Source organism: Mucilaginibacter rubeus (assembly GCF_014643835.1).
Lineage (GTDB): Bacteria > Bacteroidota > Bacteroidia > Sphingobacteriales > Sphingobacteriaceae > Mucilaginibacter > Mucilaginibacter rubeus.
Genome location: NZ_BMKD01000001.1, coordinates 1496360 through 1511366, shown reverse-complemented (window position 1 = coordinate 1511366; position 15007 = coordinate 1496360). Strand labels below are relative to the sequence as shown.

The 15007-nt window shown below is 40.8% G+C and carries 9 protein-coding genes; 5 read left to right on the top strand and 4 right to left on the bottom strand.

The features are described from left to right. Positions 1–2: 2 nt before the first annotated feature. From IEX80_RS06100 to IEX80_RS06090, 3 genes are all read right to left on the bottom strand, one after another. Positions 3–2084 (bottom strand): tetratricopeptide repeat-containing sensor histidine kinase, encoded by a 2082-nt coding sequence (locus IEX80_RS06100; RefSeq protein WP_188832327.1) that lies wholly within the window; start codon positions 2082–2084, stop codon positions 3–5. A gap of 143 nt (positions 2085–2227) precedes the next feature. Continuing rightward, positions 2228–4324 carry a sensor histidine kinase gene (locus tag IEX80_RS06095; protein WP_090525973.1) on the bottom strand — a complete coding sequence of 699 codons (2097 nt, stop codon included), beginning with the start codon at positions 4322–4324 and terminating at the stop codon, positions 2228–2230. 104 nt (positions 4325–4428) lie between these two features. After that, positions 4429–5610, bottom strand: coding sequence for an acyl-CoA dehydrogenase family protein (locus IEX80_RS06090; RefSeq protein ID WP_188832326.1), 1182 nt, complete (start codon positions 5608–5610; stop codon positions 4429–4431). A gap of 237 nt (positions 5611–5847) precedes the next feature. Between IEX80_RS06090 and folB the strand changes: the two genes are divergently transcribed. Together folB and IEX80_RS06080 are read left to right on the top strand one after the other, a co-directional pair. Beyond that, positions 5848–6207 carry a dihydroneopterin aldolase gene (gene folB, locus IEX80_RS06085; RefSeq protein WP_090526249.1) on the top strand — a complete coding sequence of 120 codons (360 nt, stop codon included), beginning with the start codon at positions 5848–5850 and terminating at the stop codon, positions 6205–6207. 2 nt (positions 6208–6209) lie between these two features. Then, entirely contained in the window at positions 6210–7607 is a 1398-nt protein-coding gene (locus IEX80_RS06080; RefSeq protein WP_188832325.1) for an FAD-binding oxidoreductase, read from the top strand. Positions 7608–7772: 165 nt separating this feature from the next. Here IEX80_RS06080 and IEX80_RS06075 read toward each other — a convergent pair whose 3' ends face one another. Further along, a complete protein-coding gene (locus IEX80_RS06075; protein ID WP_090525969.1) occupies positions 7773–8219 on the bottom strand; it encodes an acyl-CoA thioesterase in 447 nt (148 codons plus the stop codon). 136 nt (positions 8220–8355) lie between these two features. Between IEX80_RS06075 and IEX80_RS06070 the strand changes: the two genes are divergently transcribed. The 3 genes from IEX80_RS06070 (at position 8356) to IEX80_RS06060 (ending at position 14964) form a co-directional block, all read left to right on the top strand. After that, positions 8356–8796 (top strand): Hsp20/alpha crystallin family protein, encoded by a 441-nt coding sequence (locus IEX80_RS06070; RefSeq protein WP_188832324.1) that lies wholly within the window; start codon positions 8356–8358, stop codon positions 8794–8796. Between the two features lie 478 nt (positions 8797–9274). Beyond that, the gene (locus IEX80_RS06065; protein ID WP_188832323.1) at positions 9275–14266 is read left to right on the top strand and encodes a YCF48-related protein; all 4992 of its coding nucleotides are present in this window, start codon (positions 9275–9277) and stop codon (positions 14264–14266) included. Then, positions 14263–14964: a hypothetical protein gene (locus IEX80_RS06060; protein WP_188832322.1), complete on the top strand. Its 702-nt coding sequence runs from the start codon at positions 14263–14265 to the stop codon at positions 14962–14964. Before IEX80_RS06065 ends, IEX80_RS06060 begins: the two co-directional genes overlap by 4 nt. The last annotated feature ends 43 nt before the right edge of the window (positions 14965–15007 follow it).

Genomic DNA, 15007 nt, shown 5'->3' with positions numbered 1-15007 from the left:
TGTTAGTTTTTAGGGAGCGTGAAATTAAAAGACGTGCCATTTTCGGTATCGCTCTCAAACCAGATACGGCCGTTATGATCTTCAATAATTTGCTTACAGATGGAAAGGCCAAGGCCAAATGATTTTTCGCCCGCAGTTCCGGGCCGTTTGGCATCTGTAAACATGTTAAACACCTGGTTTTTTAGCTTTTCGGGAATCCCTATACCGTGATCTTTTACTGAAATCTGGATTTCGTTTTCCAAATCAATGGCCATAACCAAAATAGCCGATCCTTCCGGACTGAATTTAATAGCATTACTGATCAGATTGCTGATCACCCGCCATATTTTTTCACGGCTAATGTAAATTTCGAGTGGTGAATTTAACAGGAAAGTATTGATAATCTGCTGCTTTTCAGCGGCCTTAAAACGCATCAACTCAACACTATTGCTCAATAAGGAATTAACTTCAACCGCTTCTTTATGTAATATAGCCGAAGCGGATTCAGTGGCTTCCAGAATTTCATTGATTAGTTCAATGGAGTTAAATGAAGTTTCCCGGATAATATTTAGCAGCTCTTTTTGTTCGTCGCTGTAATTTTCCTCTGTCATTACGCTGGTAAGCGAGGCTATTCCGCCTATAGGGTTGCGCAGATCATGTGCAACAGTGCGTAAAATCCGGTCCTTTTCCTGGTTATTGAGTTTTAAATCACGGAGGGCGCTTTCAAGGTGGTGGTTTTGATGGTTTATCTGGTTATTAAGGCTTCCAAGTGTTTTAATGTTCTTTTTTGATTTTTGCCAGTTTAAAAATACCAGGGAAATGATAATAATGAGCATCAGGGCAAAAACAACAGTTACTCTCAGATAAATATGCTGCAATTCATTGTTTTTTTTAAGGTTATTAAACTCGTTATCTTTTTCAAGGCTTTTAACCTGTTCTGCAACGTCGGCTTCTTTTAGTTTTTTGTTTTCATTTACTATGATGTCCTTAAGCTCATCGTATTGCTTATAGTGCGTCATTGCCTGCTGATGATTATTCTGCTTCTCGAAATAATTTGACATCAATAAGTGCCAGTTTTGTTTGGTTTCCCGACTTTGAACACTATCAAACTGGAGGCTGATAATATTGAGGAGGTTTAATAAAGAGTCATTTAAGTTTTGCCGATCGTATATAGATGCAAGTTTTAATTCGGAGTGTTGAGCGTCATTATTATCGTTTCCTTTGCGCAGATTGATAGCTATACTTTTTCTAAGCAGGCTTTTAGCCTTGTTATAATCTTTTTGCCTGATACTTATATCAGCCATATTGCCATATACAACGCCCTTGGATACTTCCCCCATTTGGGGCCTGTCTTTAAACCTTGCTGTGTTATCATTAATGTAATCAAGGGCCTTGTTGTAAAAATACATGGCACTATCATTCATCAACATTTTACTGTAGCTTAAACCTATATTATTCAATAATTCCTGTCTGCGATAAAAATAATTGAAGTTCCCTTCGCATGACCTGGTTTCATCAAAGCTTTCCTTAAAATATTCTGCGGCCCGGCTGTAATGTTCCTGCTTATATAGTATCATGCCCATGCGATAGCTATAATCACCCATGGTACATTCATCAAGGTTATTATTGGCAATTACTTTCCCTTCGTAAAAATAACCGTAAGCTTCGTTGTAACGATGTTCGTCAAATAACACGTCTCCTTTGGCAAGATGAGCCTGTCCATATTCACTGGTAAATTTTAGCTTCTTCTCCGGCGTATCGAAAACATTGAGCATACTGTCGGCGTACAGCAAAGCCATTTTTCGATCGGCCTTTATATGCGAAGCATAATTGTAGATAAAATAATAGTAATTATAAACTTGTTTGAAGCTAAGGTTGCTTGAATGACGGAAAGCTGAATCAAGATAATTTACTGCTGCTTTATGATGCCCATTATCATACATTATAGTTGCAGTGTCAACGGCTTTATTATATGCTGAAGACGAAAGAAAGCCCTTTGACTGTTGCCCGCATGAAGTGGTTATCAGCAAAAAGCAAACAAAAAGCAAACAACCCTGTATATTACCGGTTAGCCATATTTGCCTGAAGCTTGTGTATATAAACATCAATATTAAATTATGCGAGGTTTAGAGTTAGTTGTAAAACAAGGGTAATCTATAAAAAAAATAAAAATGACCAGGCCGTTTTACCAATTTTTTTATCTATTTATCATCCGTTCAAAGTAAATCGGTTTGGAATAACTGATATATTAAGACGCCTGAGCCGGAAGATAGACGTAAAAACTTGAACCATTATTTGATTCACTTTTTAGCCAGATCCTGCCGCTATGTTTTTCAACTATTTGACGGCAGATGGAAAGCCCGAGGCCAAATGATTTTTCGCCGTCGGTGCCAGGCCGTTTAGCTTCGGTAAACATATTAAACACCTGTTGCTGTAATTTATCAGGAATACCTATACCGTAATCTTTAACACATATTTCAACGCCTTGATGTTTTTGGTTTACAATTACATAAATAACGGCACCTTTGGGACTAAACTTTATGGCATTACTGATAAGGTTGCTGATAACCCGCCATATTTTTTCCCTGTTTATCAATATTTCAGTAGGTGTATCCAATAAGCTAAGCATGATATCCTGGTCTTTTTCGGCCGCCTTAAACCGCAGCAGATCAACACTTTTATTAATGAGGCTGTTAATTTCAACCCATTCTTTATTAAAAGTCATGTTGGCAGTATTTGCCGCCTCTAAGATTTCATTAATGAGTTCGAGGGAATTATAGGAAGTTTCTTTTATGAGGTTGATCAGGTCTGTTTGTTCTTCATCACGTGCATCATCAACCATTGAGGCCGATAACGATGCTATTCCTCCGAGCGGATTGCGGAGGTCATGTGCTACAGCCCGTAGAATTCGGTCTTTTTCCCGGCTACCCCGGTTTACTTCTTCAAGTGTGTTTTCTAATTCCGTTTTTTGCAGCTTAATTTGGTCATTTAGTGTTTTTATAGCTACGATATCTCTTTTTGACCTTTTAAGGTTACGAAAAACAAGGAAGATAATGATCACTGCCATCACTGAAAAAAGCACAGCAAGGTAAATGTATATCAATTGCAGTTTATTGTGGCTTTTAAGGTCTTCTATCTGATTTTCTTTATCAAAATTGGCCTGTTGTTGATTAATATCCGTCCGTTTTAACGATGAAGTCCTTTTTGTTGCCGAATCTTTTAATGATGAATAGTTTTTTAAATACAACAAGCTATTCTGGTAATCTTTTTTTTGCAGGTAATAAGTACTCATTAACCCATTCCAGTTGGTTTCAGCGTCATCATTTTTGATAGCATCGAGCTGGGCGCGGAGTCTTTTCAGCAGTTCAAAAAGGTCGTTTGGTTTATTGGTTATTAAATATAGCCGGGCAAGTTTTATTTCGGTTAATTCGGCATCGCGGTTGTCATAACCTTGTTTTAAATTAATGGCGATACTTTTTTTCAGTAATTCGTGTGCCTGGTTATAATTATGGGTTAATAAAGCCAGATCGCCCTGGTTGCCGTATACCACACCTCTTGCAACTTCAAGCAGGTTTGCTCTTTCGGCAAACCTGGAACTGTTTTCATTGATATAAACAAGCGCTTTATTTAAATAAAAGCTTGAGCTGTCAATATCGCCACTGTTTTTATAGCTCTCGCCAATATTATCCAAAAGTTCTTGTCGCTGGTAAAAGGCGCGAAAATCATCGGGATAGGCATAGCTTTGCCTGTGGCTGATCTTGAAATAATTGGCCGCTTCTCTAAAATGCCCCTGTTTAAACATGATCATCCCCATCCGGTAGGTGTATTCGGCCAGGATGGCATCGTCAATGGCGTTTTTGCCGATAGAGTAACCCTTGTAAAAATACCTGTAAGCCTGATCGTACCTTACCAGGGCCGAATAGGCATCGCCGGTAGCGAAATCGGCTTCGGCAGTTAATTTAATATGCTGATCCGGGGTAACACTTTCGGTAGCCACAGCCCGCATCGTATCAGCATAAAGCATGGCTTTTTTAGGGTCATGCAGCCCTTTTAAATTGTAAAGAAAATGGAAGGCATAAAAACGGAACCTGTCGCTTACAAATGGGTTTTTTATAGTACGGTAAGCTGAGTCAAGGTACCGAATGCCCTTATGTGGTTGAGACCTTTCGCCATTATACAGGTTTACCGTATCAAATATTGTTTTAAACTGCCTGGAGTAATCGCCTGTATCATTGATGCTATTTGCACAGGAATTAAATATCAATAGAAAAGCGAGGGCCAGCCAAATTAAATGGTTGACCAGCAGTTTGTTTAAACTAACTGGGCTATCAGGGGTTGACAACATTAAGTGGTTACACAACAAATATAACGCTCATAATTATAATGAGCAATATTTATGCGCATGAATAACACCGGCGCTGCTAAAAGTCAAAGTATATTGATTATCCATTATTTAAAAGCATCGAGTCCGGTAACATCCATACCGGTAATAAGCAGGTGGATATCATGCGTACCTTCATAAGTTATTACCGATTCAAGGTTCATCATGTGCCGCATAATAGGATACTCGCCGGTAATGCCCATACCGCCGAGCATTTGCCGGGCTTCACGGGCTATAGTAATGGCCGTTTCAACGCTGTTTCGCTTAGCCATTGATATTTGGGCAGGAGTAGCCCTGTTTTCGTTTTTAAGTACCCCAAGGCGCCAAACTAACAACTGTCCTTTGGTAATTTCAGTTATCATTTCGGCCAGTTTTTTTTGCTGAAGCTGAAATCCTGCTATTGGCCGGCCAAACTGCTCACGTTCTTTGGTGTAACGGAGGGCTGTGTCGTAACAATCCATCGCGGCGCCTAATGCACCCCAGGCAATGCCATAACGAGCCTGGTTTAAACAACCCAAGGGGCCTTTTATACCAGCTACGTTGGGTAGCAGGTTCTCTTTGGGGACTTTAACATGATCAAAAACAAGCTCACCGGTTGCCGATGCCCTTAACGACCATTTATTATGGGTTGTAGGTGTAGTGAAACCTTCCATGCCGCGCTCAACTATCAGCCCGCGAATTTTACCAGCTTCATCCTTGGCCCAAACAACTGCAATATCAGCAAAAGGCGAATTGGAGATCCACATTTTAGCGCCATTAAGGATATAATGGTCGCCGGCATCTTTAATGTTGGTGGTCATGCCACCAGGGTTTGAGCCATGATCGGGCTCGGTAAGCCCAAAGCATCCCATTAATTCGCCGTTCGCCAGCTTGGGCAGATATTTTTTACGCTGTTCTTCACTGCCGTAGGCATAAATGGGATACATCACCAGCGAACCCTGAACAGATGCTGTTGAACGGATGCCCGAATCGCCGCGCTCCAATTCCTGCATAATAATGCCGTAAGCAGTATAATCTAAGCCTGCTCCGCCATATTCTACCGGTATGGTAGGCCCAAAAGCGCCTATTTCGGCAAGGCCCTTTAACAGCTGTGAAGGGAATTCAGCTTTTTGAGCGTATTCTTCAATAATGGGGCTCAATTCCTTCTTCACCCAATCACGAACTGATGAGCGGATCAGTTTATGCTCATCGGTTAGTAACTCATCTAATAAATAATAATCGGGGGCTTCGTACAGATCTGTTTTGGCCATAATATTATAGTTGGTGGGCAAATATAAAGCATTTATCGCCGGTAAAAGCAAGTCGAAAAGGCCGTTTTTTGATGCGTGAAGCCACTTTATGGTAAAAAGCAGGTTTAAACGGTTTAAAGCATGTTTTTGATTGCAAAATATTTTTTGAGGTGCTGGAAATCAGCCGAAATAAAAATATTTTGAAAAGTCTTTCTATAGAGAGTGAGATTTAGAGAGGGCTTTTTTTTATTTTTGGCCATGATCAATATAGCCTTGCAGGGCGCGGAGTTTTTCGCGTACCATGGATTTTATCCCGAAGAACAAAAAATAGGTTGCCGTTTTTTAGTTGATGTGAATGTTGGTTTTGTGCCTCCCGGCGATTTGCTGGAAGATAATCTAAGCAAAACTGTTGATTATGAACGTGTGTATATTATAACATGCGAAGAGATGAAACAACCACGTAAATTGATTGAAACCGTTGGTCAGGCAATTATCGATCGTATAAAAAAGAAATACCCGTTTGTTGAAAGTATTGAGGTTACCATTAAAAAACTTACTCCGCCCTTAAGCGGTAAGGTAGCGCATTCGGCTGTTATTATAAATTACAAGAAATCCTGATCATGGAATTCAATAAAATATCGGCTCAAATATTAGAGGCTATAACCGCAATTGTTGGCACCGGTAATGTTTTAACCGGCCACGAAAGCCTTGAAAAGTACAGCCATGACGAAACCGAAGACCTGGTTTATTATCCGGAAGTAGTAGCCCGCCCGCAAAGCCCCGAAGAGGTTGCTGCATTGTTGAAAATCTGTAACGAAAACCTGATCCCGGTAACGCCGCGCGGGGCAGGTACTGGTTTAAGCGGTGGCGCCCTGCCGGTTAATGGTGGTTTGCTGATAGCCATGGAACGTTTTAATAAAATCCTTGAAATTGATGAACAAAACCTGCAGGCCACTGTCGAGCCCGGTGTTATAACCGAGGAGTTCATGAACGCAGTGGCTGCAAAAGGCTTGTTATACCCTGTTGACCCGGCCAGTAAAGGCAGTTGCTTTATTGGAGGCAACGTATCCCATGGTTCAGGCGGGCCGCGCGTTGTTAAATATGGTACCATCAGGGAGTATGTGTTGAACTTACAGGTTGTTTTAACATCGGGCGAGATCATATGGACGGGTGCAAACACCCTTAAATATGCATCGGGTTATAATTTAACCCAATTGATGATTGGTTCGGAGGGCACTCTTGGCATTGTTACCAAAATTGTGGTAAAGCTTATTCCTGCTCCAACTTTAGATGCTTTGATGCTGGCCTCATTCCCAACCAATGAAATGGCTTGCGCAGCTGTTTCGGCTATATTCAGGGCAGGGATCATCCCGTCTGCACTGGAATTTATGGAGCGAAGAGGAGTGGAGTGGGTTAAGGAGCATGATGATATTGCTTTTGATTTGCAGGATGGTATTGAAGCGTTTTTATTGATTGAAGTAGATGGTACCAACCAGGACGTGATTTTTACCGATTGTGAAAAAATAAATGCAGTGCTTGAAGAGTTTGACTGCCGCGATGTGTTGTTTGCCGATTCGACCGCTCAAAAAGAAGAACTCTGGCGTTTAAGGCGTACCATGGCAGTATCGGTGAAATCAAACTCGGTTTATAAAGAGGAAGATACCGTTGTGCCGCGTGCTGCACTGCCACAATTAATTAAAGGAATAAAAGAAACGGGTGCTAAATACGGCTTTGAATCAGTTTGTTATGGCCATGCAGGCGACGGAAACCTGCATGTAAATATCATTAAAGCCAACATGAGCGATGAAGATTGGAATAATAAGCTCAAATCCGGCATCCAGGAGATATTTGAATTAACTGTATTGCTTGGCGGCACCTTGTCGGGTGAGCACGGAATTGGCCTGGTGCAAAAAGAGTTTATGCCGATAAAATATTCGGAAATGCATTTTGCGTTGTGGAAAGGAATAAAGCACGTGTTTGATCCTAAAGGAATTTTGAACCCGGGAAAGATATTTTAGATTTCAGATGTGCAGATTATGGATGTGCAAATATGCAGATTTCAAATGTGCAAATGCTTGAATTAGATATGTAAGCGTAGATAAGCTACATATGCATATTCGTACATTTGAAATCTTGTACAATACACGTTTCATCTGCACATTTGAAATTTGCACATCAATACATCAATTCGTATTCAGAATTAACCTCGGTTCGTCATAATTGATCATCCTGTGCCTTTCAGGTGATGGGATAGAAACAGATTTATTGGCCGAGTAATCGTAGCTGATACAAACCGTTTTGCCGGTTGTTACAATTTCTTCGCCATTGGGGGTTATTTTTACCAATACATGCATCATATCAAAACTGCTGTTGCCTATGCGGATGGTACGTACATAGCAGGCAATATTATCCTGAACAGTAATAGGCTTAAGATAGTTGATCTCCGACCGGCCCAGGATAATGCCGGTATTGCTCCAGTCCCAGTTGATAATTTCCTTCCAATAACCAATCCGGGCTATTTCAAAATAAGTAAGATATACTGCGTTGTTTACGTGTCCAAATGAATCGATATCCGAAAAGCGGATAGGGATAAGGGTTTTATATTTATAATCTGTAAGTTTTTCAGCCATTTTCGGTCATTTTGTCTGCCTAAAATATTTAATAGTGACTTTTTGTCGTTTAATATAGGCGGTTTTGCTGTTGGTACAGCAGTTGATCAATAGGTTACGAAGTTAACAAAAAACAAAACTTTAGGAGGATATAAAAATGACATTAGTAAAATTTAACAACGGCCTTAAAAACACTTCAGCTAACCCATTTTTTAGTGATGTATTTGATTCACTGATCAATGATTCATTTTTAAGTGATAAACTGATTGCCCGTGTGCCTGCAGCTAACATCGCAGAAACCGAAAATGAGTTTCATGTTGAACTGGCTGTACCTGGCTTAAAGAAAGAAGATTTTAAAATCAATCTCGACAAAAATGTATTAAGTGTAGCTGCAGAAAAGAAAGCCGAAAATGTTGAAGAAGGTAAAAAATTTAGCAAACGTGAATACAGCTACAATTCATTTGTAAGGTCATTCACATTACCTGAAAGTGCCGATCAATCAAAAATTGAAGCAGATTATACCGATGGTATTTTGAAACTTACTGTAGCAAAAAGAGAAGAAGCTAAATTTCAAACAAGAGAAATAGCTGTAAAATAATTAAAGACTGTTTTCATAAAGTAGTTAGTTTGGTTTGAAGGCCGCCCTGTTATGGGGCGGTTTTTTTTTGCAAAATAACCAAGCTGTAGCTGTAAGATATTTTAACTGACTTTTTATTAATTAACTCAAGTTGTTAGTTAGGTATTAATTCTGCCAAATGTTTCCCGCAAGATTTGTAAGTATTGCCAACAACTGATACTGATTGGTTTTTTTGGTCATTTACATGCCGTTATAGATTTTATGCGGGATACCGATGAATGCTTTAATGTTATCTTTTTCTGTTAAAAGTTCTCCTTTGTACATTATGAAAATATGACTTAACTTAGTACGCATAACTAAACATATATTTATCACAATTCTTAACAAAGGTACTGCGCCTATTAATCCTACGCATTACATCATTCCTGTTATGTTTCCGGTGATTTACTCATGTTTGATTATAACCTTGTTAACTAAGTAGCTTATTACAATTATTGTTATGATAAAAAAATTAGGCTTGTTTTTTATTGCCTGTTTTATTGGGGTTACCGAAGCTCATTCGCAAAATTTTATAAAGAATTTCAATTCGGTGTCGGCTTTTGTACAATTCGGCAACGGGATGTTGTTTGCTGGTGATGATGGCATACACGGACCGGAATTATGGAAAACAGATGGTACAGTAGCCGGCACGGTGATGGTGAAAGACATTTACACCGGCACAAACGGATCGGGCATAACATCTATCGGCATTTTTAAAGGCAACGCCTATTTCGCAGCCAATGATGGTATTCATGGCACACAGTTGTGGAGAAGCGACGGTACAGTCAATGGCACAATGATGGTTAAAAATGTAGGCCCTACACCTACAGGCTACGGTTTCCAACCCAGGCTGTTTACAACTTACAATGGTCTTCTTTATTTTGTAGGAACATCCGATGGGATCACCTTTTCGCTTTGGAAAACTGATGGCACATCAAATGGTACGGTGCAGGTAACTGTAAATGACTATTCTATTATTTCACAGTTAGTAGTGGCGGGTAATAAGTTATATTTTAGCAAAAACGGGCTTTGGGCATCAGACGGTACGGCTGCCGGTACTAAACAAATCCCTGTCGATAATAACCAGATTCTTGGTATGCTGACCAATATAAACAATAATCTGGTTTTCATTACTGATGAAAACTACTACTTTCAGAACGTGAATCTTTATGCGTTGTCGCCATCAAGCAGTAAGCCTGTTCTGCTTCAGTCATTTAACCCGGGCGGTTATTCTACCAGTACTATCGACAACATAACCGCGGTGGGATCCAACTTTTTTTTCTCCATCCGCACCAGCGGTATAGGTTCAAGCGGCACTGATGTTTTATGGACGAGTGACTGCACCCCAGCCGGTACAAAAATAGTTGGGTCATACGATTGGCCGCAGGGGCTTGCGTACAATAATATGCGCAACTTTGTCAATTTTAATAACAAATTATACTTTGCTGCTACCTCTAATGCTAAGCTATATACTTCGGATGGAACTGCCGCAGGTACTGTTCAAGCTGCAAATGCTATGGTAGACTACAATATTACGCCCGTAGTATCAAACGGTAAATTATTTTTTAGCAGTCAGGGCGCATTATGGAGTTACAACGGCACTACAGCCAGTCAGGCCATCAATCAGCCAACTCAGCCTCAAGGTTTGTTTGATGGCAACGGCCATCTTTACTTTACAATTAATTCAAATTATCCCGTAGGGCTTTGGAATAATGAGCCGGCCGGACAGTTGCAAGTTAGCATGAAACAACAAAAACTGGTTAATGGGGCTACATCAGCTATTGCATCAAAACCAGATAGCGTGGTGACTAATCAGGTAAATCTGACCAATACAGGTAACAATGCACTTGTTTTTAGCGAAATAAGCGTTTCGGGAGCGTCCTTTTATGTAAATGGTACTCCGCCCCAAACTTTACCGCCGGGCGGCCAAACAAGTTTTAACCTGTTATATTCGCCACTTAAAGCCGAACAGGTTGGCGCGTTGCTAACAATAAAAAGTAATGATAACAGCGGCGAAACGGACTTTATATATAATTTAAACGGCACGGCGTCTGGTACAGTGATGAAAACGCCCGTAGTTCCTTCCGGGGGGCTTAATAAAGAGATTGTTTTTGCCGACAGCAATGCCGCTTTTACCTTATCAAATAAGGTCATCAGCGAAAAGTTACCTGTAAATACCTCAATAGGAGCTTTCGGGGTGACTAATGGCTCCGGATACCAATACCAGTTGGTAGCAGGCAACGGTAGTGCCGATAACGGTAGTTTTACGATAGTAAATGGAACGTTGCAATCTGCCTCAATCTTTAATTTTGCGATCAGAAATACATATTCTATCCGGGTACAGGCTACCATGGGAACCTCAACTATTCAAAAAATATTTGCAATCAAGGTAAGCAATCAGCAGGCTAACCTGGCAGAAGCCTGCGCCAAATCATTTCAAAATTTAACCTATTCACTTAATGATGCAACTTACGCAGGTACCCGTATCGTTGCAGTGGGAACGGGTGGTGTAATCCTTAAGTCGGATGATGCAGGGCAAACCTGGAAAAAAGTAAATAGCGGTATAACGAATGATTTTTACAGGGTACAATTTACCAGCAGTAAAACAGGGTACATATCGGGCCAGTCGCCACCGATGCTTAAAACCGAAGACGGCGGAAATACATGGTTTCCGCTTACCTGGCCGCCAAGTCCGCAATATGCGTCAGGTTTTACGAATATGTATTTCGCTTCTGATTCTGTTGGTTATGTAGTTACAAACAGTAATGCATACAATCCAAGTTCGGTATTCAAAACAACCGACGGCGGACATAACTGGAATCAGCTTTCCTACACCAATTATGAAAGTAACTTTTACGGCGTATGGTTTACCGATAAAAATACAGGCTTTATCTGCGGTTCATCCGGTACGCTTGTGCGCACTACCGACGGTGGAAACACATGGCAGGCTATCTCTGTAAGTGCGGTGGGATCAAGTACAGACTTTAGTAACATCACCTTTGTTAGCGCTAAAGTTGGTTATATGACCAGTAATAACGGCGATGTTTTGCAAACAACAGATGGCGGCAACACATGGGCACGCAGCGGTGTTTTGCAATCAGATGGAATAGTAGACCGTATCTACTTTCGCGATTCAAACAACGGTTATGCGCTGGCAGGATTTAATAGTGCTTACTTATATGTAACTGCCGATGGTGGGCATACCTGGACAATGCAAACTGTTGGCCAGGCAGGTGTATTTACTGCACTGGCTTTTGATAACAAAGGTACGAATCTTTGCCTGGTGGGGCATGCTGACGGATTGGGAGCAACTGCGCAGCAAGGAAGCGTTATTTACACTGGTAGCGGCAAAGGCACATGGGTACAACAATCTTATATTGGCAATAGCACTTATGTTGCGGGCAATCTGTTTGCTAATGGTACCGGGTATGTTTTTGGTAGTACAAGTTTAAAGACCACGGACGGTGGCACAACCTGGAAGCCGATGAATATCAGTATACCATATGGTGATTATTTAACAACCGGTGTTTTTTTAAATGCCGATACCGGTTTTTATGCAGATGATTATAACCTTTATAAATCAACAGACGGAGGCAATACCTGGGTGTTAAAAAACAAAGATACAACCACACCTGTTGCAGTACCTGTTACTTTTTATAATTCAAATTTAGGCTTCTACGCAAATGGGCAAACACTATACCGGACAAATGACGGCGGAGATACATGGTCTCCTGTATTAAAGCCGCTTGGTTTGGGCCTTCGAAACATCAGCATTGCCGATCGGCTTACAGTTTATACCACAGGTATTGAGATGCCTCTTTATAAATCTACAGATGGAGGAAGTACCTGGAAATCGACAAATTTTCAAGACGATCAGATTATACTCTCTTTGCATTTTTTTGATGCATTAACAGGGCTTGCAGGAGGAGTTAAGGGCCTTTTGCTGCGAACTACCGATGGCGGCCAAACCTGGACACAACTAACTACGTCAATGCAGCTGGATATTATGAATATGCAGTTTGTTGACAATATGCATGGTTATGCATATACCGCATACGATGAAGGACAAGGGGGAACGCAGATATACGAAACCGTAGACGGAGGCCTAAACTGGTCTCAGATACTTCAACCTGGAAATGGATATGGCTTCCCGAGCTTCCAGATAAATGACGGACAGCTGTTCATTGCTGGATATAGCGGCTGGCTGATGAAATTGAACAATATAAGCCTGCCGCCCGTAAATGCAGGTTACATTGCCGGAGATACAGTTGTTGTTTCGGGGATAAAAACAGCTTATACGGTTGCAGCAGTACCAAACACCTATTACAAATGGAATATTTCAGGTGCTCAGTTTGTAGAATATCATAATAACCAAGTCATCGTATCCTGGAAAAACGGTGGCAAATATACGTTACAAGTTACACCTTATAACAACTGCAGCAACGGACAAAGCAGAACAATAGCCGTTGATGTAGAAGATATGCCGGCTCCGGAGATAACCGGTCCGGATACAGTGGCAAATTATGCCGCTAATATAATTTATTCCACTCCTGTGAGTACAAACTCTTTTAGCTGGACGGCAACCAACAATGTTAGTATTAAGTCATCATCTAACCAGGCTACTGTTAACTGGGGCAAGCCAGGTAATGGCCTGGTTACAGTTGTAGAAACCAGCAAAGCGTTGAATATGCAAAAATCCTCCGTTTTGAATGTTGTTATACAGCAAGGGAAAGTAGCCTTACCAGACAGTAATTTTATGGTTTCTGTTACCAGTGCATCATGTCGGGGCAGCGCGAATGGCTCTATTGGCATCAAAGCCCAGGATGTATTAAACTACACAGTTACAGTCACCGGCCCAGGCGGCTTTACAAAGAATCTTTCCTTTACTGATAACCTAACTATTAATAGCCTTGATACAGGCGTGTATAATATATGTATTGGTATATCCGGAAATAGTACTTTCCAACGGTGTTACTCGGTAAACGTAACCGAGCCAAAGTTACTTTCGGCTTATTCGGTTGTTAATCAAACTTCACGGACAGTAACTATAGATTTGGCAGGGGCTAATACCTATTACATTAATCTTAACGGAAAAACTTATCAAACAAATGCCAGCCAAGTAAATCTACCTTTGAATAACGGTGCCAATCAGCTGCAGATTCAGACTGATAAGGCCTGTCAGGGCGTTATACAAAAGGTAATTAATATGGATGTGATTACCGTTTACCCTGTACCATTTATCGATGTATTGAATATTGACCTGGGTGGGAGCAAGGTATCAACTGCAGGGATAACTATTAGCGATTCATTTGGCAAAATAGTTTATAATAAACAAGCCGCAAACAATAATGGTAAATTGCAAGTGTACGTGCCAAATTTTATGATCGGTACCTATGTGCTAAGGGTTACTCTTGGCTCTACCTCAGTTATATTTAAAGTATTAAAACAATGAGATATTCATTTTTACTTATAGTATTAAGTTTATTAATAGCCGGTTGCACCGGAAAACATACAGACAATGTATCACCCACACCACCGGCACCAAAGAGTGCTATATTAGTGTTTCCGGCTCAGAACGCGGTTTGTGTATCAGGTGCGGTAGTTTCGCAATTGAACAGCACGATTCAATTTCACTGGAACGATGGTGGTAATTCCGATAGTTATACAGTTGTTGTTAAAAATTTGCTTACAGGCGATACGCTGGCTACAGCTGCGGCGGGTAACAGTGCAGATGTGACAGTGAGCCGAAATACGCCTTATTCATGGTATGTTGTTTCCAAATCTAACCAAAGCAGTAGTACCGCCAAAAGCGAAACCTGGAAATTTTATAATTCCGGAGATGGAATAACAACTTATGCACCTTTTCCAGCCGATAATTTAAGTCCTGCAATGGGGCGGATAATTACTGTGCCATCATCCGCCGGAATTACATTGAGTTGGCAGGGTGGCTCTGTCGATAATGACATAGTTGATTATGATTTATATTTTGGAACAACGGCATCAACCCCGCTTTATAAAAGCCACATCAAGTCGCCCACTATAAGCAATGTAAGTGTAAATCCCAGCACTACCTATTACTGGAAAATCGTTACCCGCGATAGTAATAATAATACCTCGACTTCGGATGTGGCGGAGTTCAAGACAAATTGATGCGCGGTGTAAATCCTTAAACCCTTTCCTGCCTTGCCACGAT